Origin of the sequence: Rohdeia mirabilis (genome assembly GCA_007750655.1) — a bacterium.
Taxonomy (GTDB): Bacteria; Planctomycetota; UBA1135; order UBA1135.
The window spans coordinates 4,893,888-4,915,629 of record CP036290.1 but is presented as its reverse complement, the minus strand read 5'-3'; the positions used below and the strand labels follow the sequence as shown (position 1 = coordinate 4,915,629).

General features: G+C 70.0%; 18 protein-coding genes. 5 read left to right on the top strand and 13 right to left on the bottom strand.

The genetic code is table 11. The features are described 5' to 3' along the window. Nucleotides 1-85 precede the first annotated feature (85 nt). Nucleotides 86-6,997 carry a DUF3320 domain-containing protein gene (locus Pla163_RS18385; RefSeq protein WP_145192184.1) on the top strand — a complete coding sequence of 2,304 codons (6,912 nt, stop codon included), beginning with the start codon at nucleotides 86-88 and terminating at the stop codon, nucleotides 6,995-6,997. 37 nt (nucleotides 6,998-7,034) lie between these two features. Here Pla163_RS18385 and Pla163_RS18380 read toward each other — a convergent pair whose 3' ends face one another. From Pla163_RS18380 to Pla163_RS18365, 5 genes are all read right to left on the bottom strand, one after another. After that, on the bottom strand, nucleotides 7,035-7,793 hold the full coding sequence (locus tag Pla163_RS18380; protein ID WP_145192181.1) for an ABC transporter ATP-binding protein: 759 nt from the start codon (nucleotides 7,791-7,793) through the stop codon (nucleotides 7,035-7,037). Next, complete coding sequence (locus Pla163_RS18375; protein WP_419186133.1) at nucleotides 7,790-8,626, bottom strand: ABC transporter permease; 837 nt, start codon at nucleotides 8,624-8,626, stop codon at nucleotides 7,790-7,792. The genes Pla163_RS18380 and Pla163_RS18375 overlap by 4 nt, the downstream gene beginning before the upstream one ends. Continuing rightward, the gene (locus Pla163_RS18370; protein ID WP_145192178.1) at nucleotides 8,626-9,495 is read right to left on the bottom strand and encodes an ABC transporter substrate-binding protein; all 870 of its coding nucleotides are present in this window, start codon (nucleotides 9,493-9,495) and stop codon (nucleotides 8,626-8,628) included. The genes Pla163_RS18375 and Pla163_RS18370 overlap by 1 nt, the downstream gene beginning before the upstream one ends. A gap of 27 nt (nucleotides 9,496-9,522) precedes the next feature. Continuing rightward, the gene (locus tag Pla163_RS19255) at nucleotides 9,523-9,684 is read right to left on the bottom strand and encodes a hypothetical protein (RefSeq protein ID WP_419186132.1); all 162 of its coding nucleotides are present in this window, start codon (nucleotides 9,682-9,684) and stop codon (nucleotides 9,523-9,525) included. A gap of 268 nt (nucleotides 9,685-9,952) precedes the next feature. Continuing rightward, complete coding sequence (locus Pla163_RS18365) at nucleotides 9,953-10,954, bottom strand: sigma-70 family RNA polymerase sigma factor (protein ID WP_419186131.1); 1,002 nt, start codon at nucleotides 10,952-10,954, stop codon at nucleotides 9,953-9,955. Nucleotides 10,955-12,436: 1,482 nt separating this feature from the next. Here Pla163_RS18365 and Pla163_RS18360 point away from each other — a divergent pair. Beyond that, nucleotides 12,437-13,387: a ParB/RepB/Spo0J family partition protein gene (locus Pla163_RS18360; RefSeq protein WP_145192174.1), complete on the top strand. Its 951-nt coding sequence runs from the start codon at nucleotides 12,437-12,439 to the stop codon at nucleotides 13,385-13,387. 241 nt (nucleotides 13,388-13,628) lie between these two features. On the opposite strand, the gene Pla163_RS19250 is transcribed toward Pla163_RS18360, so the two are convergent. Further along, on the bottom strand, nucleotides 13,629-14,645 hold the full coding sequence (locus tag Pla163_RS19250; RefSeq protein WP_419186130.1) for a peptidylprolyl isomerase: 1,017 nt from the start codon (nucleotides 14,643-14,645) through the stop codon (nucleotides 13,629-13,631). Nucleotides 14,646-15,011: 366 nt separating this feature from the next. Here Pla163_RS19250 and Pla163_RS18350 point away from each other — a divergent pair, with 366 nt between their 5' ends. Next, complete coding sequence (locus Pla163_RS18350; RefSeq protein ID WP_145192172.1) at nucleotides 15,012-16,535, top strand: hypothetical protein; 1,524 nt, start codon at nucleotides 15,012-15,014, stop codon at nucleotides 16,533-16,535. 4 nt (nucleotides 16,536-16,539) lie between these two features. On the opposite strand, the gene Pla163_RS18345 is transcribed toward Pla163_RS18350, so the two are convergent. The 5 genes from Pla163_RS18345 to Pla163_RS18325 form a co-directional block, all read right to left on the bottom strand. Beyond that, entirely contained in the window at nucleotides 16,540-16,929 is a 390-nt protein-coding gene (locus Pla163_RS18345) for a VOC family protein (protein WP_145192169.1), read from the bottom strand. Then, the gene (locus Pla163_RS18340) at nucleotides 16,919-17,269 is read right to left on the bottom strand and encodes a hypothetical protein (RefSeq protein ID WP_145192166.1); all 351 of its coding nucleotides are present in this window, start codon (nucleotides 17,267-17,269) and stop codon (nucleotides 16,919-16,921) included. Before Pla163_RS18340 ends, Pla163_RS18345 begins: the two co-directional genes overlap by 11 nt. A 54-nt stretch (nucleotides 17,270-17,323) precedes the next feature. Next, on the bottom strand, nucleotides 17,324-17,827 hold the full coding sequence (locus Pla163_RS18335; RefSeq protein ID WP_419186129.1) for a hemerythrin domain-containing protein: 504 nt from the start codon (nucleotides 17,825-17,827) through the stop codon (nucleotides 17,324-17,326). Between the two features lie 43 nt (nucleotides 17,828-17,870). Beyond that, nucleotides 17,871-18,080: a hypothetical protein gene (locus Pla163_RS18330; RefSeq protein ID WP_419186128.1), complete on the bottom strand. Its 210-nt coding sequence runs from the start codon at nucleotides 18,078-18,080 to the stop codon at nucleotides 17,871-17,873. A gap of 84 nt (nucleotides 18,081-18,164) precedes the next feature. Continuing rightward, on the bottom strand, nucleotides 18,165-18,470 hold the full coding sequence (locus Pla163_RS18325; RefSeq protein WP_145192160.1) for a hypothetical protein: 306 nt from the start codon (nucleotides 18,468-18,470) through the stop codon (nucleotides 18,165-18,167). Nucleotides 18,471-18,828: 358 nt separating this feature from the next. Between Pla163_RS18325 and Pla163_RS19245 the strand changes: the two genes are divergently transcribed. Together Pla163_RS19245 and Pla163_RS18315 are read left to right on the top strand one after the other, a co-directional pair. After that, a complete protein-coding gene (locus tag Pla163_RS19245) occupies nucleotides 18,829-19,590 on the top strand; it encodes a lysophospholipid acyltransferase family protein (RefSeq protein ID WP_419186127.1) in 762 nt (253 codons plus the stop codon). Between the two features lie 8 nt (nucleotides 19,591-19,598). Continuing rightward, nucleotides 19,599-20,489 carry an alpha/beta hydrolase family protein gene (locus tag Pla163_RS18315; RefSeq protein WP_145192153.1) on the top strand — a complete coding sequence of 297 codons (891 nt, stop codon included), beginning with the start codon at nucleotides 19,599-19,601 and terminating at the stop codon, nucleotides 20,487-20,489. A 7-nt stretch (nucleotides 20,490-20,496) separates the two neighbouring features. On the opposite strand, the gene Pla163_RS18310 is transcribed toward Pla163_RS18315, so the two are convergent. Then, the gene (locus Pla163_RS18310; protein ID WP_145192150.1) at nucleotides 20,497-21,231 is read right to left on the bottom strand and encodes a DUF1801 domain-containing protein; all 735 of its coding nucleotides are present in this window, start codon (nucleotides 21,229-21,231) and stop codon (nucleotides 20,497-20,499) included. A gap of 50 nt (nucleotides 21,232-21,281) precedes the next feature. Further along, nucleotides 21,282-21,686, bottom strand: coding sequence for a type II secretion system protein GspG (locus tag Pla163_RS18305; RefSeq protein ID WP_145192147.1), 405 nt, complete (start codon nucleotides 21,684-21,686; stop codon nucleotides 21,282-21,284). Nucleotides 21,687-21,742: the final 56 nt, after the last annotated feature.

Here is a 21,742-nt window from a genome sequence, read left to right as displayed (position 1 = left end):
GGGCAGGGCGCCGACCGATCGGACGGGTAAGAGCGCGGTGGGGCGGCTCGCTACAGTCTCGCCCCCTCCACCATCCACACCGCCCGTGACCACCACCGATCCGTCCCAGCACCACCCGCTCCCGCCGCGCCCGAGTTCGCGCTACGCCGGTCAGTACGAGGGCGTCGAGGATCGCGCGCGGCTCGAGCAGATCCTCGGCGAGTCCGAACGCATCGCAGGCGAGAGCGCCGATCCGGCCACGGCGCGTGCGCGGTTCGAGTTGGCGCTGGAGTGCGCGCACCGGCTGGCGGAGTTGGGCGTTGATGGGGGCGAGCTCGGTGGGCGGATCGCACGGCTCGGGCGCGAGATCGGCGTGGAGTTGGGTGACCCGGAGGCGGCGGGAGGCAGGGAGTCGAGCAGCAACGCGGGCGACGGCGCCGAGGTGGCGGCGATCGCGCCGTCAGCGGCGGTGATCGACGCGGTGGGTGTGGACGAGGGCGACAGCGAAGGCCATCCCATGGGCGGCGACAGCGATGGGAACGGTGGCGGCAACGGCAACCGCAGTAGCAGCGACGCAGCGCCGCCGAACGCGCAGTCCGTTTCCCCGCCCGACCCCGACGCGCACCGCGACCCAGCCATCGAGCTGCGGATCGAACCGCTCGCGCGCCTCCAGCCCGCCCTCGCCGACGCGGGCTTCCATCCGCTGCCCGCGCTGCACCTCGAGAACACCGGCGAGCGGCACTACCGCGACCTCGAATTGGTCATCGAGCCCTACCCGGCCTTCGCGCGCTGCGAGCCGATCGCGATCGCCGAGCTCGGCCCGGGCCAGTCGATCGCGTTGACCGGCGAGCGGCTGCCGATCCGCCTGGACCGCTCGTTCTTCGCCGGCGTCAGCGAGCGCACGACGGGTTCGTTCCGCGTCAGTCTGTACGAGTCCGAGACGAAGCCCGCAGCCACCGCCGACACGCCCGCGGCCCTCCCGTCGTCCGCTCCCGAAGTCCCGGACGCCACCACGGCTCCCGCGGGATCGGCGGACGTCGCCAGCGCCGAGAGTGCGGTCGACCTCGACGACTCGACGGCTTCCGCGGGCGCGGGGTCGACGGCGCCCAGCGAGACCCTTCCGGGCTCCGAGCCGTCCTCGGAATTCGATGTCCAGGACACCGGCAACGGTTCAAAATCGCCGTTGGAGCCCGAGAACGGCCTGGAATCGGCCGCTCGGACCACCGCCCCCTCCCGCCGCCGCCTGGCCACCGCGACCGCCGACCTCGACCTGTGCCCGCCCGGCGAGTGGCCCGGTCTCGCGGTCCATCCCGAGTACCTCGCGGCCTTCGTGCTGCCCAACGAGCCCGCCGTCCAGGACCTGCTCCGCGGCGCGGCCGACCTGCTTGGGGAGTGGACGCAGAACCCGGCGCTCGACGGCTACCAGAGCAAGGATCCCGGCCGCGCGCTGCGCCAGGCCGCTGCGATCTACGGCGCGATCCAGGCCGCCGGCATCACGTACGCGAACCCGCCGGCCAGCTTCGCCGAGTCGGGCCAGCGCGTGCGGCTGCCCGGCGACATCGCGGCGTCGAAGATGGGCACGTGCCTCGACCTCGCGCTCCTGGCCGCGGCGTGCATGGAACAGGCCGGCTTGCACCCGCTGCTGCTCGTGCTCGACGGACACGCGGCCTGCGGCGTGTGGCTGCGCGAGGAGACGTTCGCGGAGGCGACCCAGTCCGATCCGCGGCGCGTGCTCAAGTACGTGGAGCTGGGCGACGTGGCGCTGTTCGACCCCACCTGCGCCAGCACGCGGCCGCCGATCGACTTCGACACGGCCCAGCAACTCGCGCGTGCGGACCTGGCCGGCAAGCGCGGATTCGTGTCGGCGATCGACCTGCGGCGCGCGCGGCGTGCGGGTGTGCGCCCCCTGCCGACGTTCGGCGGACGCATCGCGGCGGCCCCGGAAGGAGCGGGCGCCGAAGCGTCGGTGGCGGGCGCGGCTCCGACGCTCGACGGACTCTCCGAACTCGAACGCCTCGAGGCCGCGCGCCTCGAACTCACTCGCCACGGCCGCGACGTGGACGCGCCCGACGACCGCCTCGAGCGCTGGCGACGCAAGCTGCTCGACCTGACGATGCGCAACCGCCTGCTTGCGCACCGCGAGGGCAAGCGCACGGTGCCGCTGATCGCACCGGACGTGTCGGCGCTCGAGGACGCGCTGGCCCGCGGCGAGCGCTTCCGCGTCGAGCCGCGACCGGCCGAAGTGGAAGCGGTGCGTCGACGCGAGGGCGCGGGCGTGACGCGCGAGGCGCTCTCGACCCAGTTGGCCGAGTTGCTCGCCGCGGACCTGGGCGCGAACCGATTGCGTGCGGACGCCGGCGACGACGCGCTCGCCACGCGCCTCGTGACGCTGTTCCGCGAGGCGCGCACGGCCACGGAGGAGGGCGGCTCGAGCACGCTCTACCTGGCGCTCGGGTTTCTGAACTACCGCGAGACGCCGTCCAGCTCGACCGAACGACGCGCGCCGCTGATCCTCATCCCGGTCGAACTGACGCGCGAGTCGGTGCGGCGCGGCTTCAGCCTCGCGCTCGGCGCCGACGAGCCGCGAGTCAACGTGACCCTGCTCGAGTACCTGGCGCGCGATCACGGGATCGAGGTCCCGGGGCTCGATCCGCTCCCGCTCGACGCCAGCGATGCGGAAGGCGACGGCGTCGACGTGAAACTCGCGCTGTACACGCTGCGTCAAGCGATCCGCGACAAGCCCGACTGGCGCGTGAGCGAGGAGGCCGTGCTCGACGTCTTCTCGTTCTCGAAGATCCTGATCTGGAAGGACCTGGCCGATCGGCGCGAGGATCTGCTCCGCAGTCCGGTCGTCCACCACTTGGTCAACACGCCGAACGAGGCCTGGACGCCGGTCGTCCAAGGTGGCGGCGGCTTCCCCGACCCCGCGCGGCTCGACGACGAGCTGCCCGCGGACGAGGTGCTGTGCCCGATGTCCTACGACAGTTCGCAGCTCGCGGCGGTCGTGGCGGCGGCGCGCGGGCAGAGCTTCGTGCTGCACGGCCCGCCCGGCACCGGCAAGTCCCAGACGATCACGAACCTCATCGCGCACCTGCTCGGAACGGGCAAGCGCGTGCTGTTCGTGTCGGAGAAGCGCGCGGCCCTCGAGGTGGTGCGCGAACGGCTGGAGCGCGTCGGCCTGGGTGAGGCGTGCCTCGAGCTGCACTCGAACAAGGCGAAGAAGAAGGACGTTCTGGAGCAGCTGCGGCGCGCGCTCGAGGCCGGCGGCGACGGCGACGAGCGCGCGTTCGAAGAGGCGGCGACCGAGTACGAGGGCCAGCGCCGCCGTCTGAACGCCTACGTGCGCGCTCTGCACGCGCCGCGCGCCTCGGGCGAGAGCCTGTTCGACGCGCTGTCGCGGCTGGTGGCGATCGAGGACCGTTTCGGATTGACGTTGCCGTGGCGCGGCGTCGAGGCGACGACCGCCGAGCAGCTCGCGGCGGCGCGCACGGCCCTCGCGCACCTGGCCGAGACCGGGCGCGACGTGGGTCCGGAGCACCCGCTGCTGGCGATCGGGCGTCTCGAGTTCACGCCGCTCTGGGAGCGCGAGGCGCGCGCGCGAGTGGACGGATTCGGTGAGCGCGTGGATGCGGCGCAGCAGGCCGGGCGGGCGGCGGCGCGAGCGCTCGGGTTGGGTGCTGGGGCTGAGAGCGGCGCGCGTGGCGACGGTGCTGGTTCGGACGGTGACGCTCCGGCTCTCTCGCGTGCGGCCTGGCGCTCGCTCGCGACCTTCGTGCGCGTGCTCGCGGACGCGCCGGTCTCGACGCCGCGCGAACTGCTCGAATCGGCCGATCTCGCCGGTCTCGAGGCCCGTGCGGCCGATTGGGTCGCGCGCGGACGCACGGTTGCGGAGCGTCGTGAGGCCCTCGGTGCCCGCTTCGCGAGCGATCCGCGCACGCTCGGCCTGGACCTGGTGGAAGAGTTGGTGCGACGCGCGCGGCTCGACTGGTTCCTGCCGGCCTGGCTGAAGAAGCGGCGCGTGGTGAAGGCGTTGGCGTCGATCGCGCGCGAGCCGGCCACGATCACGTTCGAGTCGGCGGTGGCAGCGCTCGAGGAGACGCGCGCCCTCGAGTCGGCCGAAGGGTCGTTGGCCGAGGTGGACGCTCCGGCGCGCGCTGCATTCGGCGACCGCTGGCAGAGCGAATCGACCGATTGGCGCGAGCTCGATGGATTGGCGCGGTTTGCAACGTCCTACGAGGGCGGGCTCGCCGGCCTCGTCGAAGCCACGGGGTGCGCGGCGCCGTCGCTGCGAGCGGCCAGTGCTCGAGCCCTGTCGGCCGGCCGCCTCGCGGACACCGTGGCGGGTTTCCTCGCGCCCTTCGACGCCTGGGAGGCCGCGGCTCGCGAGTTGGACGAGACGCTGACGCTCGACGAACGCGCCTGGCACGCGCCGAGCGGTGTGGACGCCTTCGACGCGGATCGCACGCGCGCGCGCCGTTGGGCGGCCGCCTGGCGCGGACTGCCGGCCTGGTGCGCGTGGCGCCGCGCGCGGGTCGACGCTCTCGACGCGCGCCTTCAGTTCGTGGTCGACGCGCTCGAGTCGGGCCGCGTGCTCGCGCCGGAGCTGTCCGACGCGTTCGAGCGCGCCTACGCCGACCAGTGGTTCGCCGTGGTCGCGTCGGACGAACCGGCCCTGGCGGGCTTCGTCGGCGAGCAGCACGACGTTCTGGTCGAGCGCTTCCGCGAGTTGGACGGGCGCGTGCTGGAACTGGCGACCCAGGCCCTGCGCGCGCGCGTGCTCGGCCGCGTGGCCCGTGCCGCCGTCGGTGGGCGCGAGGCGCCGGAGAGTTCCGAGGTCGGCAAGCTGCACCGCGAACTGACGAAGAAGACGCGTCACATGGCGCTGCGGCGGCTGTTCGAGGAGATCCCGGGCGTCTTGGCCCAGCTCAAGCCGTGCCTGTTGATGTCGCCCTTGTCGGTGGCCCAGTACCTCGATCCCGCCGGCCCGCGCTTCGACGCCGTGGTGTTCGACGAGGCCTCGCAGATCCCGGTCTGGGACGCGGTGGGCGCGATGGCGCGCGGCAGCCAGGTCGTGGTGGTCGGCGACCCGAAGCAGCTGCCGCCGACGAGCTTCTTCGAGCGCGGCGGCGACGACGAGGAGGACGACGTGTTCGTGGAGGACGCCGAGAGCATCCTCGACGAGTGCCTCGCCGCGCGCGTCCCGAGCCTGTACCTCGAGTGGCACTACCGCAGCCGCCACGAAGGGCTGATCGCGTTCAGCAACCGCCGCTACTACGACGGGCGACTGGTCACGTTCCCCGCGCGCGATCACGACGGCCTCGGTGTGCAACTGCGGCACGTGGACGGCGCGGTGTACGACTTCGGCGAGACGCGCACGAACCGCATCGAGGCCGAGGCGGTGGTGGCCGAGGTCGAACGGCGCCTGACCGATCCGCGACTGGCGCGCTCGTCGATCGGCGTCGTGACGTTCAACCAGCCGCAGCAGGTGTTGATCGAGGACCTGCTCGACGCGCTGCGACGTCGGCGGCCGGAGCTCGAGGGCGCGTTCGGCGAAGCGGCGCGCGAACCGCTGTTCGTGAAGAACCTCGAGAACGTCCAGGGTGACGAGCGCGACGTGATCCTGTTCTCGATCGGTTTCGGGCCGGACGAGCACGGCAAGGTGCGACTCAACTTCGGACCGCTCAATCGCAGCGGTGGCGAGCGGCGCCTGAACGTGGCGGTGACCCGGGCGCGGCGCGAGGCGCTGGTGTTCACCTGCCTGCGACCGGAGCACATCGACCTGGGGCGCACGAAGGCCGACGGCGCGCGCGACCTACGGCTGTTCCTCGAGTACGCCCAGGCCGGGCCCGCGGCGTTCGGGAGCGACGGAGCCGCGCTCGAGCGCCATTCGGCCCAAGACGCCGTTTCGAGGCCGTTCGCCGAGTCCGTGGCCCGGGCGCTCGAGGCCCGCGGGTGGGCGGTGAAGCGGCGCGTGGGGTGCTCGGCCTACCGGCTGGACCTCGCCGTGGCGGACGCGGGCGAGCCGGAGCGATTCCTGGTCGGCGTCGAGTGCGACGGGGCGAGTTATCGCGACGCGCGCACCGCTCGGGACCGCGATCGGCTGCGGCAGGCGGTGCTCGAGGGGCTCGGCTGGTCGGTGCACCGGGTCTGGTCCACCGAGTGGTGGCGCGACCCCGAGGCCCAGGTGCGGCGCATCGAAGCGGCGATCGAGCGGGCTCGGGAGCGCGATCGCGAGCGGGAGCAGGCGGACGCTGCGCCCACGGGCGGCGACTCGAGTGATGGGGCGAGCGGCGGAGCGCACGACGCGTCGGACGTGGAACCGGCGGCGCCGGAGTTGGCGAGCCAGGTGGACGCTGGCGCGGACGTCGACGGGTCGGCCGTGGACGAAGCGCTGCGCGCCGCTCCCTCCGTGGCGCTCGCTCAGGCCGCTCCCGGTCAGGCCTACGAGCCGGTCGTGCTGCGCCGCTCGCGCCGCGCGCCCGAGCGCTTCTACGACACGGACACGGCCCAGCTGGTGAAGGAGGCGCTCGTCGAACTCGTGCGCGGCGAGGCGCCGATCGCTTTCGAGTTCGCGGCGCGGCGCGTGGCCGATAGCTTCGGCATCGACCGCTTCGGCGCGCGGGCGCGGACCGTGATCGAGCAGATCACGCGGACCGCCGGACTCGTCGTCGAGGACGACCAGGGCGTCGTGGTGCTGTGGCCCGCTGGCGCGGATCCGGCCGCCCACACGGCCTTCCGGCCCGACGCCGAAGCGGTCGGACGACCGGTGCCGAAGGGCCTGCCCACGCGCGAGGCGGACGACCTGTCCACGCGCGAATTGGCGAATGGAGCCCTCTGGCTGCTCGGAACCTGGGGTGCGATGCAGCGCCAGGACCTCGTGCGCGAGACGGCGCGACTCTTCGGCTTCGCGCGTCTGGGGCGGCGGATCGAGGAGCGGATCGAGGCGGCGCTCGAGCGCGTGCTGGCCACGGGACGCGTCGAACTGGACGGCGAAACGGTGCGGCCGCGACCCCGGTGAGGATCGCGGCCGCGCGGTCGGTCCCGACTCTTCGCGGTCAGATCGACTGGGTCACGCCGAGCAGGTCGTAGAGCTCGCGCTTGATGGCGCCGTACTCGGTACTGGCCAGGTCGCGCGGGTGCTCCATGGGCACGTCGACGATGCCGGCGATGCGGCCGGGGCGCGCGCTGAAGACCACGACGCGCTCGGCGAGCTGGATCGCCTCGTCCACGTCGTGGGTGACGAACAGGATCGTCGGCTTGCGCGTCTTCCAGATGCGGATGAGCTCGGAACGCATGGTCAGGCGCGTCAGGGAGTCGAGCGCGCCGAACGGTTCGTCCATGTAGATGACGTCCGGCGTGACGGCCAGGGCCCGCGCCACCTCGACGCGCTGCTTCATGCCGCCCGACAGCTCCATCGGGTAGGCCTTCTCGAAGCCGGTCAGGCCGACCAGGTCGATGACGCCCTGGACCACCTTGGCCTGCTCGGACTTCGGCAGGTGCCGCACGCCCAGGGACACGTTGTCCCAGACCGACGCCCACGGGAAGATCCCGTACTCCTGGAAGACGAAGACCCGCTGGGGGTGCGTCTCGCGGACCTCATGGCCGTCGATCGTGACCGAGCCGGTGGTGGGGCGTTCGAAGCCGCCGACGATGTTGAGCAGCGTCGACTTGCCGCAGCCCGAGGGCCCTAGCAGGCAGACGAATTCGCCCTCGCCGACCTCGAGGTCGATGTTCTCGAGGACCTGGAGGCTCTCGTTCTTCTTCGGGAAGGTCTTGGAGACGCCGGTGAAGGCGACCTTGGTGGTGGTGCTCATCGTCGTGCGTACCCCCAGCGGACTTCGTCGAAGTGCTCGAGACGGCGGATCAAGAGGTCGAGGACCACGCCGATGAGCCCGATCACGATCATCGTCGCCACGACCAGGTCGTAGCGGACGCCGGCGTTGCGGGCGTCGTTGATGAGGTAGCCGAGGCCGGATTCCATGCCGACCATTTCGGCCGCGACGATCACGAGCCAGGCCACGCCGAGGGCGATGCGCAGGCTGGTGATGATCTGGGGCAGCGCTGCCGGCAGGACCACGCGGCGCATCAGGTCGAGGCCCTTCACCCCGAAGTTCTGGGCGGAGCGGCGGTGGACCTCGCTGATGTTGCGAACCGCCGCCATCGTGCCGACCGTGACGGGGAAGAACGTCGAGAGGAAGATCAGGAAGACGCCGGCGCCGTCGCCGATGCCGAACCACAGGATCGCGATCGGGATCCAGGCGATCGGGGAGATCGGTCGCAGACCCTGGACGATGGGGTTCAGCGCTTCGAATCCGCGCGTCGACCAGCCCAGGACCAGGCCCAGCGGGATGCCCACGCCAGCGGCCAGCAGGAAGCCCCAGGTGACCCGGAACAGGCTGGCGGTGACGTCACCCCACAGGCGTTGGCTCTCGAACAGTTCGCCGAACGCGAGGGCCGTGTCGAGTGGGGTGGGGAAGATCTCGGTGCCGGTCGCCGTGCAGGCCAGGTCCCACAGGGCGAGGCCGATGACGGCGACGAGCGTGGGCATGACGCCGTTGCGCAGCGCCGCGCTGTTCGAGCGGGACGCTGCGACCAGGAGCACGGAACAGGCTGCCAGAACGGCCAGGGGGATGATCCAGTGCCACATCAGTCCACCTCCCGCGCCAGCTTGTCGATGTCCCAGGTCTTGCCCTCGGCGGCGGCCGCGAACGAGTCGTCCGCGTACTCCTCGAAGGCGACGCGACGGCTGAGCACACCGATGTCGAAGGCGAGCTCCATGATCTCGTCGAAGTCGTCGCGCAGGGGCGTTAGGTTCGTGTAGCGGACCCGGTCGACGGGCTTGCTGAGCACGTGCTTCAGCAGGTCGGGCGGCTGGAAGTAGAAGTGCTCGGCCGTGACCTCGGCGGCGTCCATGCGGTGCGCCATGTCCTCGTCGAGCCACTTGCCCGAGCGGGCGATGCCGTCCACGAGCTCCTGGATCAGCTCGCGACGGTTCTCGATCAGGTCGTCGCGGACGACGAGGACGCAGCTGATGAACTCCGGCCAGATGTCCTTCGTGTGGTAGAGGACGCGGCCGAAACCGTCCACCTCGGCCTTGGCCGCGAACGGCTCGCCCACGATGTAGGCGTCGATCGAGCCGGACTGCAGGGCCGTCGGGTGCTCGGGCGGGGGGAGCTCGCGGATGTCGATCGCGTCCGGAGCCATGCCGTGGCTGCGCAGCATCCGGTGGATGAGGACGTTCTGGTTGGCGTACCGACTGGGGATCGCGAGGGTCTTGCCGCGCAGGTCGGTGAAGTCGTGGATGTCGGAGTCGGCGCCGACCACGAGGGCGGTTCCGTCACGGTGCCCCAGGTAGACGACCTTGATCGGAACGCCGTCGGCCACGAGCTGCATCGCCATCGGCGCGAGGATGAAGACGCCGCCGACCTCCTTGGAGACGAGGGCCTCCTTGACCGTCGGCCAGTCCGTGAACTTGCGGGAGCGGAAGAGCGTGCCTTCGTCGGAGTGTTCGGTCACCCAACTGGTGACCGGGCAGGTGAGGTGTCACGTCACCGGCAGGAAGCCCACGACGAGCTCCTGCCGTTCACCTCCGACGAGGATGCGCATCTCGTCCGCGAGTCGGGCCCAGCCCACGTTCAGTTGGACGTGGCCGAGCGTGATCAGGAGCGTCCACAGGATGGCGCCCAAGAGGACCTTGCGCTTCATCGGTCGCTCCTCCGGTCGTGGAGGCGCGGCTGAACGGCGCCTGAACGCGAATGAGCCTGTCGACGGCCCAGGGGCGGTTCGACAGGCTCATTCGCGGACGGACGTCGGCCGACGACCGCGCGTGGCGGGATCGTGTTCAGCGTCCGGCGGCAGTAGATCTCGAGTTGGAACATCGGGGGGCGTGATCGGATGGGTCTGGAGCCGCGGCTGCGGTCCGAACGGCCCCTGAGTGTACGGGATTCGCGTTGGGACGTCGGGGACGAGGTCCTCAGGCCGCTTCGTCGCCGTCGATGACGCGCTGGAGCCGCTTCAGCACCTCGCGTTCGATCTGCCGCACGCGCTCGCGGGTGAGGCCGACGATCTTGCCGATCTCCTTGAGCGTCTTCGGTTCGCTGCCTTCCTCGAGGCCGTAGCGCAGGCGCAGGATGGTCGCCTCGCGCTCGTCGATGGCGCCCATGAGGTCACCGATCTTGGTCAACAGGTCGGCGTGGGCGATGGTCTCGTCGGGGCTCTCGCTGCGCGGGTCCTCGACCACGTCCTGGTTCTGCGTGAGGGCGTCCAGCGAGACCTGAGGTCCCATGCTGGAGGTCTCGATGGTTTGACGCAGAACGGCCCAGGTCTCCTCCGGAATGCCCAGTTCGTTGGCGACTTCGGCCACGTTCGGGGTGCGGCCGAGTTTGTAGCTGAGTTCGTTCGAGACGCTCCGCCACTTGGACACCATTTCGCTCATGTAGCCCGGGACACGCACGGACGGCACCGTATTGGTCAGGGCGCGGCGGATCGATTGTTTGATCCACCACGAGCCATAGGTCGAAAAGCGACATCCTGCGGCCGGGTCGAACTTCTCGGCCGCCTTCATCAATCCGATGTTGCCCTCGGCGATGAGGTCCTGCAGTGCAAGGCCGCGATCGGAGTACATCTTCGCGATCGAGACGACGAGCCGCAGATTGGCGCGAATCATGCGTTCGCGCGCTTCCAGGTCACCGGTCTGGATGCGTCGTCCGAGCTCCTTCTCCTCTTCGGGGGTGAGAAGGGGGACTTCGTTGATCTCCTGGAGGTAGGTCTCCAGACAGCGTTCGCTCGAAATGACGGCCTCCGGGAGGTCGCGCGAGAAGCGCGGGCCACGTGGGAATCGGGGAGGTGCTGGGTGCACCGGACCGCAGCCCCTTCGGGTGCCTCGAAGCCAGCTCTTGAGGGGACCGCCGTGATTCGCTGCGGAGGGGCGGTGAGGTCGTTGTGGAGAACTGGTGGGGAAGGCGTTGGGTGGCACGTCGAGGGCCCATGCGCGGGGCGTGGCCTGGGGAGACGTGTGGGGCCCTACGGGGTCTATTGCGGTCTACTGCGAGGGTGAACCCTGCATTCGTTTGGTAGTGAGTGCTGGGTCCTTTGCCGCGTTCGATCGTTGTTGAGAAGTGTGGATTCAGGCGTGGATCGGAGTGATTTGCGGGTGCGTGTTGGCTCCCCGGGTTCGACGCGGGCGGGTGGTAGGCTCTCGAGTCCTCGCCGGGCCTGAAGTTGGGCGCTCGGTTGGTGAGCGGGTCCGCACTCGGGCCTGATGGGGGCGCGTCCACGGGAAGCAACGTGCCTCGTTGCTGGGGCATCGTCGTCAGCCACAGCGGTGCGATCGGTGGTGCCCCATCGGCAGTCCTTCGAGCGGGGGTGGATCTTGGGCGTTCGGTGCAGCTGCCCGTGCACGGTTCTGCCCTGCGGCTGCCGCTTGGCGAACATGGCGTCTTGGTGGCAGTCGCTCGAGTCTGGGGGTGGACGGCAATCTCAGCCCTCGCGGCACGGGATGTTCCACGTGGAACACGCGCGGATGCGGCGTTCACTGAGTCGACGGCCGGCAGGACCGGTGTCCAAGGAGCGGCCCAGTTCCAGGTTGGTGCTCGAGTGGGCAGGGATCCCTGGTTGGATCGAGCTTCCGAAGGTAGACCGGCACGATCGAGTGTGTTCCACGTGGAACACTTGGTCTGCTGCTTCCGCCTCAGCGGCCGTGCCGTCGGGGAGGAAGCCCTAGCAGAAGGAGGCCTCCCACGATCCACCACCCCTCCAAGGAGGAAGAGCGGGGGTCGATCAGCGACGCGACGATATCGGCCGCTCCGCTCGAATCCGCAGGCAGAGCGGCCGGCGCAAGCCAAACCAGGCCGAGAGCGGGGTACGTGCGGGGGATCGCGATGGGCAGCCAGCGGTGCACGGCCAGTGCCAGCGCAGGGAGGTGGAAGGCGCTCCGCAGCGCGGTGTCGCTCGGGAACTGACCTGTGATCAAGGCGCCTGCTTGGACAAGAGTGAGGCCCGCGAGGCACGTGCCCACGAGGAGGGTGGCGGTCGCTCGCCAGGACTCCATCGCCGCTCGGGTCGAGGTGAACCCGCTCGATCGAGCAAGCCACGAGAAGCACATCAGAATTCCTGACACGCACGCGAGCCAGGTCAGGTCATCCATCGAGGTCGACTCCACCCCGTCCCGTTGGGCCAGCGCTCCCGCGTCCGTCATGGCACTGAGGAGGGCGGGCGTGGCGGCGAGGACGAAGCCGAGTGTCCATACTGCCGGGGTGCGAGACCAACTCGTCCACGCTCCCGAAAGCAGGGCCAGGTCGGCTCGGATCGTGGGTCTCGGAGGCACCATGGGGTGGTGTCGGGAGTCTCTCGCGGGACCCGCTCAACGTGGAGCATCCTAGAGAGATGTTCCACGTGGAACACTGCTCGTTCTCCCGTCTCCCCCGAGAAGGACCATCTCACCACCACTCAATCGAACATGGAAAAGCGCCTCGGACGCGGCCTCGGCTCCCTACTCGGCAACCGCCCCAGTGGGGTCCAGCCCAGCAGCCCGGCTCACCAGGAGCCCATTGGATCTCGGAGTGAGATCGAGCTCGACGAGATCCGCCCCAATCCCTTCCAGCCGAGGCAGGTCTTCGACCCCAACGGCCTACAGGAGTTGCGTGCGAGCATCCAGAACCACGGGATCTTGCAGCCCGTGGTCGTGCGCCCGAGCGAGAACGGCTTCGAGCTCGTCTCGGGCGAGCGCCGTTGGCGTGCAGCGCGCCTCGCCGGACTCACGGCGATTCCCGCCGTCGTCCGCGAGGGCGTGTCGGACGACGACATGCTCGAGTTGGCCATGGTGGAGAACCTCCAACGGCGCGATCTCGATCCGATTGAACGCGCCCTCGGGTACCAGTCCATGCTGGACCGGCTGGGTCTCACCCAGGACGAAGTGGCCCGCAGGGTGGGGCTTCAGCGCGCGACGGTGGCGAACCACGTCCGGCTCTTGGACCTCGAGGACGCCATCCAAGTGGCCGTCTCGGCGAGTCGGATCTCCATGGGGCATGCAAGGGCCCTCCTGGCCTTGCCGGCCGGAGAGCAACGGCTCGAGTTGGCCCGCGCCATCGAGCGCGAGGGTCTATCCGTCCGCGAGGTCGAGCGGCGGGTCAAGGACGCCAAGGTCGGGACCAGTGACTCCGCATCGATCGAGACGTCCCCGGCTCCGACATCGGCTCCGTCGACGACCAACGACGCTCCGCCCCGAGCGATGGAGCCCTGGGCCCGCGGCCTCGAAGAGCGCATCAAGAACGCGACCGGCACTCGAGTCGAGATCCGCAATCGCTCCACGGCGGACGGGGGGATCGAGGGCCAGGTGGTGCTCCACTACTACGACCGCAAGCAGCTCGAGGCGTTGATCGAGCGTCTCGCGCCTGACGTCGCGCTCTAAAGGCTCACGTCCTTAACGCGAGCTGAACTCTCTTTGCTGATTGGTGGGGCTGATCACTGCCCGATTGGTGATTCCGATGGGCGCGTCGGCACGACCGGGCGCCACCGCCACCGCTTCTCGCGAGAGAGAGCCTGAATGCGAACGACGCCGCGAGTCCTTGACTCGCGGCGTCGTTCTGTGCCGACCTCGGCCGTTCGGAATGCGAACTCCTAGGTTCGCGCCCCGTCGTCCGTCGTGTGGCCTACAGCAGCTCGGTCTTGGTGACGGTGACCGGGTTCAGCGGCCGGTCGGAGCCCGGTTCGTTCGGCGCCGAACCGATCGAGCGCACCACGTCCATGCCTTCGATCACTTTGCCGAAGACCGTGTGCACGTTGTCGAGGTGGTGCGGCGCGCCGAGCGTGATGTAGAACTGGTTCCCACCACTCTCGGCCTCGTTCGGCTTCTTCGCCGCGGCGAGGAAGCCCGGGAAGTGCGCCAGATCGCTGAATTCCTGCGCGATCGTGTAGCCGGGGTCGCCGGTGCCCCACTGTTCCTTCGGGCCGTCGATGCTCGTGCGGTCGCCGCCCTGGATCATGAATCCCTCCATCACGCGGTGGAACTTGGTTCCGTCGTACTGGCCTTCGCGGCACAGCTCGAGGAAGTTCTCCACGTGCTTCGGCGCGCGGTCGGAATAGAGCGCGACGACGATCGAGCCTGCAGTCGTCTCGAGTCGAACGCGCGGTGCGTCCGGCGCAGGATCGGCGTTTCCGAACAGGCTGGGCGCCACTTCGGCCAGTCCGGACAGGTTCTGGATCCGTTCGCGCATCATGCCCACGTAGGTGCCGGTGCGGTCACCGATCGTCACCTGGCGCTTCATCACGAGGTGGTTCGGGTGTTCGCGCGCGACGCGGTCCAAGGCCGCGAGAGCCTCGGTGTACTCCATGTCGCTCTCGTGCTTGGCCGCCGCAGCCATCAGCGCCCACGGGGCCGAGTCGAGCGTGGCGTCCCCCGCGAGGCGTTCGAGTTCGGCGGCGTCCACGACCGGCGTGGCCACACCGAATCCACCGAGCACGGCGCTGCCGAACGCGCGCCACTCCTCGGTCGTCTTCGACTTCTCCTGGTGCTGCATGTACTGCGCCCCCAGGACCCCGGCCGCGATGAGCACGAACAGGACGATGCCGTGCTTCCAGTAGGTGTTGACGAACTTCTCGAACCCACTCGCCTCGGCCAGGGGCGCGACGGTGACTTCGGTGGCGGCGGCGTGACGTTGCTTCGCCATGGCGGCTGGAGGGAGCGGTGTGTGGGCCGAGAGGGCCCGTCCGCTCGCTGGATCGGGGGTTGCAGGGTCGACTCGCGCACCGGGGCCGAGAGGCCTCGGTCGAACGCGAGCCGACGAGTATCCAGCAGGCTCGGGCGCGACTCAACCGCCAAAGCGTGGTCCACGCGTTCCGGGCCTCCCCGGGCCCCGGCTCGCGTACCCCAACCCGCGGCCGCGACTGGCGTACCATGCCCCCCCTGGATCGGTCCGCCAGCCGGATCCCACCGTTCACGGACGACCGTCCATGCACGCACGCACCGAATCGACATGCACCGAATCGAACGACCCTCCGCTCTCGCCGTCCCGACGACCCATTTCCACGGATCCGTGGCCCTCGTTCTCCTGGGACTCGGAGCCTCGCTGACCGGGGCCTTCGCCGTGAGCCAGCCGGGCGCTGCGGCCCTCGACCCCGGCCGCACCGCGACGAGCCCCGCCCTGCAGGAGGACGAGAAGGACCTCAAGAAGGAGTTCGATCGCCTCTACAAGGAGGCCAAGGGCGACGTGGCGAAGCTGCTCGAGCTCTACGACTGGTGCGAGGCCTACGGGCAGCAGAAGTACCAGAAGCGCGTGCTCAACGCCGTCCTCAAGATCGACGACGAGAACGCCCGCGCCCACGAGCTGCTCGGACACGAGTTCTACGACGGCAAGTGGTGGGACGACGAGAAGAAGCTCGCCAAGCACCGCATCGAGAAGGAGCGCGAAGAGGCCGAGGCCAAGGGCTACGTCGAGTACAAGGGCCGTTGGGTCGACCCGGCCGACATCCCTTTCCTCGAGCGCGGGTTCGTGAAGGACGACGACGGCAACTGGATCGATCCGGAGGTGAAGAAGAAGCTCGACGAGGGCTGGGTCCGCCAGGACCTCGAGTGGATCGCTCCTGATCAGGCGGAGAACATCGCCAAGGGCCTGTGGAAGTGCGGCGAGAAATGGCTCTCGCTCGCGGACGCCGACGAGTACCACAGCCTGACGGGTCGCGAGTGGCGCATCCCCTACGAGGACCTCCTCGTCATCCGCACCACCCTTCCGCGCGCCACGGCGGACGAGATCGCCAAGGACCTGCTGCGCGCCTCACGCGACGTCGAGCGCTTCTTCGGACGTCCGGCCTACGACGTCGAGGTTCTGATCTTCCGCACCCAGGACCAGTACAACACCTTCGCCGGTGGCCTCGGCGGTCAGGGCGGCACCGACGCCTTCGGCTGGTCGAGCGTCCGCGGCGCCTTCTTCGCGGACCTCAACTGGCTTCCGCGCGAGCAGTCCTACGAGCCGATGGGGGCCGCGCTGTGGGACCTGAACGACGAGAACGGGGCTTCTTTCGGCCGTCACTTCTCGCGCTTCGCCTATGGCATCTCGGCCGTCGAGACCCTGGACTCGAGCCCCGACGCGCGTGAACGAATCGCCAAGTCGGGGGTCAACAACGCCACGCTCAACGCCTTCTACCAGGAGAAGAAGCTGCCGCCGGTGCTGCGCTTCGGCTTCGCGTCCTACGTCGATCGCTACTTCCTGGAGACCACGGCGCGCGCCGGCACGGACGCCCATTGGGCGCGCAAGTGGTCGATCCAGAACGTGACCAACGAAGGCGGTCTCGATCCTCTCGCCCGCGTCCTGGGCATGCCGCTCGAGCCGAGCCTCGACGACGAGCGGGCCGCGGCGGACACCTCGAAGCTCCTGAACCAGTCCGGTCTGGTCGTGTCGTTCATCCTCGACGGTGGCTGTGAACCGGTCCAAACGGCTCACGCCGCTTTCAAGGAAGCCTTCAAGGGCGGGGACAAGAGCACGATCGACCGCGCCACGCGCGACCTGCTCGACGCCGTGCGTAAGAACGAGCCGGCCTACCGCCGCTGGGCCGAGTCCTGATGGGTCAGCGAGCGGCCCGCGGGCGCTCGAACAGCTCGACGACGCGCCCGTCCGGATCTCGGACCAGGGCGCGACGACCCCAGGGATAGGACTTCGGTTCCTGCACCACTTCGGCGCCGTGTTCGCGACTCACCGCGAAGGCGGCGCCGAGGTCGTCCACGGTCAGTCCGAGGAACTGCGCGCCGGCGCCGCGGTGATCGGCGGCCGGTTCGACGCTGCTGGCCGAGCGCGCCGCGAAGATGGCGAAGTGCGTCGGGCCCAGCGAGCAGGTGTGGTGCACCGGGCCGTCGCCGTGTCGCTCGGGCTCGAGCGGGAGGCCGAGCGCCCGATAGAAGGCCGCCAACGCTTCGACGCGCTCGCTGAAGAGGATCAGCGAGCCGAGTTCAGCGGCCATCGGTGTCTCCGCGCTTCTTGGCGCTCACCAGCAGCAGTAGCGCGGGCGAAGCGAGCAACAGGAAGATCGGGCCCTTCGGCCAGGCGCCGTGAATCGCGTGATGGACGCCGTAGAAGCCAGCGATCGCGAGAATGGCGAGTGCGCCTCCGCGGCCGGGCCGGACGAGTCCGTAGGCCAGACCCAGCGCCAGCCCGACGGGGAAGAAGAGGAACAGCACCCACTCCATCGCGCCGAAGGAGCCGAAGTCGAAGTCGCCCGCGGTCGCGAAGAGCACGGTGCCGACGAGGCCCGCCACGGCGGCGATGCGCGCGAGGACGGGCAGGGAGGACGCAAGTTTCATGGCGGAACGCTCGGGGGCGACGACGAGCACCCTACCGGCGCCCCGACGCGGCGCCTAGTTCGCACCGGGCCCGTCGCGGTCGGTGCCGCCCTCGCCACGGGCCATGGGCAGATCGCAGGTCACGCGCTCGACCGGCGCAGTGCTCCGCGCAGCTCGGACGGCGCCCAGCGCGTCGAGGTCGAGGACGTCTTGCGCGCGCTCGAACACCACGCGCTCCTCGAAGCGGATGTGGTCGTGCAGCAGGGTCCCGAAGGCGTCGAGCGCCCCGGCTCCCCGGTCCGCGCCAGGTGCCATGGAGGCGCGCAGTGCCGCGTGCTCGGACGCGATGCGATCGGCCACGTCGCTCGCGCCCACAGCGCGCAACGCCGGGAGGAGCGCCGCCTCTTCGGCCGCGAAGTGTGGCGCCAGTTCGCGTTCGAACCGCAGGCGCGCGTCGGCCCAGGCCGTGGCCACGACGTTCTGGTCGCCGATCGCCGCCGCCCGTCGGCAGCGCCGCGCCAGCACGAGCCCGTGGTGGTGGTCCTCGGAGAGGTCGCGAAGTTCGGCGCAACGCTTCATCGCGATCGTCGCGCGACCGAGCCCGTCTGCTCGCGCGGCCCGTTCACGGCATCAGCTCGCCATACGTCAGCCAGTGGTAGATCACGTAGAACCAGCTCAGGAAGGCGTGGACGAGGGCCCACAGGATGCTGCCGTTCACCTTGTAGCTGAGCAGGGCGGCCAGCACGGCACCGATGCTTCCGAAGACGCCGCCGCCGCAGCATCCGCAGCTCGACTTCGAACTTGGTTGCTTCTCCATCACGTCGCCGGTCACGGGTCGGTTCGGGCCACGCCTGCGCAGGTCGTCGATTCGAGGGCCCGTCGCAGGCACGTGGTCGCGGGGTCCTCGGCTCGAAGCTCAGGCCTCGTCGTCGTCTTCTTCTTCTTCGTCGTCCTCTTCCTCGTCGTCCTCGAACTCCTCCTCGCCCTCGACCACGTGCTCCTCGATGAAGCGGGTCAGGCCGGTCTCGTCCTCGATCTCGCCTTCGCTGACGAAGACCTGGACCTCGACCTTGCCGTCGGCCTGGAACTCGAACTCCCAGTGTTCGTCCTCGACGGTCACCGACACCTGCACCGAACTCTCGCGCACGCTGGAGAGGTGGTAATGGATGTCGGACTCGTCGAGTTGGTCGAGGAAGTGCGCGAGCGTCTTGATGGTCGCCATGCGGGGGCCGGTCGGGAGGGTCGAGTGGAGCTCGAGAGGTGCGGAACGTGAGCGGTGCAGCGGCCAGGCGACCGAGCGCGTCGCGCAGCCTAGCAGTTCCCGGCCCAGGCGTTCGCATTCACCGCAGTTGCTCGGAGAACGCGCGGTCGAACGTGGAGGTCGACGCGATCGCAGCACGTGCACGCGACCCTCGGGGCACCGTGTCCCGCGCGGTTCCGGTCCTCGCGCCGCGGTCGGTGAGTCGGATCCACGTCCATCCCTTGCTCCGGCCCGGACCGTTCCGCATCGTGCTCGCGAGGTCCCCTCCGTGTCGTCCAAACCACTTTCTCGTCGCCTCTGGAGCCGCATCCGTCGGCCCGTGCGCCGACTGGCGCTGCGCAGCATCGGGCGGGTCGGACCGCCGTTCCTGCGTCTGATGGCGCGGACCTGGAAGACCGAGGTCGAGGGCGAGGAGCACTTCGCGTCCGTCCGCTCGAGCGACGGCTACCTACTCGCTCTGTGGCACGGTCGCATGGTGCTCGGGATCGTCGCCCACCAGGGGCACGACCTCTCGATCCTCGTCTCGCACAGCAAGGACGGCGAGTTGATGCACCGACTGCTCGGGCGCTTCGGGTTCGGCACCGTGCGTGGATCGACGAGTCGCGGCGCTCCGCGGGCCCTGCGCGAGATGCTGCGCGACCTGAAGCAGGGGCGGGGCGTGGTCGTGACGCCGGACGGTCCGCGCGGACCTCTGCACCGCATGAATGCGGGCCTGGCGTGGATGTCGCGCGCGACCGGCTATCCCGTGGTGCCGATCGGTTTCGCGACGAACAGCGGGTGGGTCCTGCCGAGTTGGGACCGCTTCGTGATCCCCAAGCCGTTCGCGCGCATTGGAATCGTGTACGGCGAACCGATGTGGTGCGACCGACGGGCCGACGACGCCGAGATGGAGACGTTCACGGACGCGGTGCGCACGGCCCTGCTCGAACGCGAGGTCGACGCCGGTCGCGTCGCGGGCGGGGACGTTGCGGCCGGGCGCGCCGAGGCGACCGACGGCGCAGCGGTCCCGCTGGGAACGACCGACGCCGACTCCGCCGCCGTGGCGACCACCGAAGACGATCGCCGAGGAGCGCGCGAGTGACTCGCGCGTTGCCGCCGGGACAGGCGTTCGAACTCGAGCTGCCCCATGCGCGCGTTCGGCGGGACGGCGCGCGCCCCGTGGTCCGCGGGCGCGTGGTCGGCGCCGCGCCGGAAGGGTCCGCGCCCCGCGCGCACGTGGTGGCGGTCCACGGCTACCTCACGTCCATGAGCTGGGGCTTCTTCCCCGTCCTGGCCGAGGAGCTGGCCCAGCGCGGAATCGCCACGGTCCTGTTCGACCTGTCCGGAGGCGGGGTGCGCGGCACCGATCGCGGGCGATCCTGGGCGCTCGACGACGAGGTCGGTTTCGCGACGAACACCTACGCCCAGGAGCTCGACGACGTGGCCGCCGTGACCGAGCTCGTGCGGTCGGGGTGCGTGCCGGGCGTCGATCCCACGCGCGGGGCCCTGTTCGGACACAGCCGTGGCGCCGCGATGGCCCTCGTCCACGCCAGCGAGGTCGGCGGCTACCGCGCAGTCGTCGGTTGGTCGGCCGGAGGCCACGTCGGGCGCTACGACCCCGACCGTCTGGTCGAGTGGGCCGAGAACGGCGTGCTCGAAGTGCGTCTGGCCGACGGCCGGACCTGGAAGCTCGAGCGCGACCTCTTCCACGACTTCACGGAGAACGCGGGTCGCTACGACCTGAGAGCGGCTGCGCGGCGGTTCGACGGGCCGCTGTTGATCGTCAACGGCGCGCGGGATCGAGCCACGACCCAGGACGAGGCGCGCGCTTTCGTCGCCGCGATCGAGTCCACTCGCGTGGCGCCGACCACGCTGCACCTGGTGGACGGGGCCGGCCACAACTTCGGCGCGCGTGCGGATACCTGGCGCGCCCGCGAGCGGCGTCCCACGCTGCGCGAAGCGCTCGACGTGACGCTCGGTTTCCTGGAGCGGTCGCTCTGACGGACGTTCAGGTCTTCCGCGCGACCTTCTTCGTGACCTTCGCGCGAGCCGGCGTCCGGCGCGTCGCTCCTTTCGCGGCGACCTTCTTCGCGACCTTCTTCGCAGGTTTCGCCGCAGGCTTCGTGGCCGCCTTCTCGACGGCCTTCTTCGTCTTCGTCTTCGACTTCGCCGCGGCGCTGGTCGCCGCCTTGGAACCACGGGCCTTCGCGACTGCCGCGCTCTTCGTCGGAGCCTTCTTGGCGACCTTCTTCGCGCTCGCCGCCTTCTTCTTGGTGCCGCGCGCGCTGGCCGAACCGGCTCGCGCCGCCTCGTAGCTCGCCACGAACTTCTTGGCGGTCATGCGCTTGATCGCCCGGCCCAGGACGTCGAGCGGCACGTCCTCGAGCTTCTTCACGCGCACGCAGCTCGCGCCCATGTTGAGACGCTTGCCCGTGGCCGCCCACTCCTTCTCGAACTGCTCCTTCTCCGCGGGGTTCGTGTAGATGCAGAAGAGGTAGATGCCGATGTGGCTCTTCTGCGACGCGATGCTCGCGAAGGGCAGCGGTTGCTTCGGGTCGCAGTGGTAGCCGCCCGGATACTCCGAGTGGGGCAGGAACCAGGCCGGCATTCCGTACTGCATGCCTTCGGCGAAGCGCGGGTCGAGGTACCGATTGATGACCGCGCGAATGCTGTTGATCGCGGCGCGGCGTTCATCGGTGAGCGCGGCGAGGTATCCGGCGATCGTGGTGGGTTTGGCGGCCATTCACCCAGCCTAGCCCCGCCACGCGATGTTCGCTCGAACCGGGGCGGCGCTCAGGGTTCGCGGACCACGGCGTCCATGATCCAGGTCGCCGAGCCCGCCCAGAGCGAGCCGTCGTCGCGCCGGGTGCGCAGTCGCCGTTCTACGTCGGCGGCCAGTCTCTGCCCGCCCGGAGCGCCGTCCGAGCCCAGGCTGCGCAGGGTCAGAATGCCGTCCGCGTCGACCGAGTACTGGAGCGGGTTCCCCCAGCCGTCGACGGTGCGGTTCGCGTGCCCGTGCCGGTCGGCCAACTCGCTCAGCACCGCGGGCAGACGCCCATGCGTCGCGGCGAACATGTCGAGCCGCTGGAGCGTTTCGGTCAGAGCGGACTCGGTCTGGGCGGCCGGCGGAATCTCGGCCTCGCACCCGGCCGACACCAGGGCGAGCGCGACCGCGGCCAGGGTTCGGAGCTGGATCATGGCGAGAGTGTGCACCGCGGTCGCCGGATCCGCGCGGGCCGATGCACGGGATCGAT

What these genes read in the sequence shown, in the direction of transcription:
- Pla163_RS18360 (WP_145192174.1), top strand. Translation starts at nt 12,437, where the DNA reads ATGGAAAAGCGCCTCGGACGCGGCCTCGGCTCCCTACTCGGCAACCGC.
- Pla163_RS18345 (WP_145192169.1), bottom strand. Translation starts at nt 16,929, where the DNA reads ATGGCCGCTGAACTCGGCTCGCTGATCCTCTTCAGCGAGCGCGTCGAA.
- Pla163_RS18375 (WP_419186133.1), bottom strand. Translation starts at nt 8,626, where the DNA reads ATGTGGCACTGGATCATCCCCCTGGCCGTTCTGGCAGCCTGTTCCGTG.
- Pla163_RS18380 (WP_145192181.1), bottom strand. Translation starts at nt 7,793, where the DNA reads ATGAGCACCACCACCAAGGTCGCCTTCACCGGCGTCTCCAAGACCTTC.
- Pla163_RS18325 (WP_145192160.1), bottom strand. Translation starts at nt 18,470, where the DNA reads ATGGCGACCATCAAGACGCTCGCGCACTTCCTCGACCAACTCGACGAG.
- Pla163_RS19250 (WP_419186130.1), bottom strand. Translation starts at nt 14,645, where the DNA reads ATGGCGAAGCAACGTCACGCCGCCGCCACCGAAGTCACCGTCGCGCCC.
- Pla163_RS18335 (WP_419186129.1), bottom strand. Translation starts at nt 17,827, where the DNA reads ATGAAGCGTTGCGCCGAACTTCGCGACCTCTCCGAGGACCACCACCAC.
- Pla163_RS18340 (WP_145192166.1), bottom strand. Translation starts at nt 17,269, where the DNA reads ATGAAACTTGCGTCCTCCCTGCCCGTCCTCGCGCGCATCGCCGCCGTG.
- Pla163_RS18305 (WP_145192147.1), bottom strand. Translation starts at nt 21,686, where the DNA reads ATGATCCAGCTCCGAACCCTGGCCGCGGTCGCGCTCGCCCTGGTGTCG.
- Pla163_RS19255 (WP_419186132.1), bottom strand. Translation starts at nt 9,684, where the DNA reads ATGAAGCGCAAGGTCCTCTTGGGCGCCATCCTGTGGACGCTCCTGATC.
- Pla163_RS18310 (WP_145192150.1), bottom strand. Translation starts at nt 21,231, where the DNA reads ATGGCCGCCAAACCCACCACGATCGCCGGATACCTCGCCGCGCTCACC.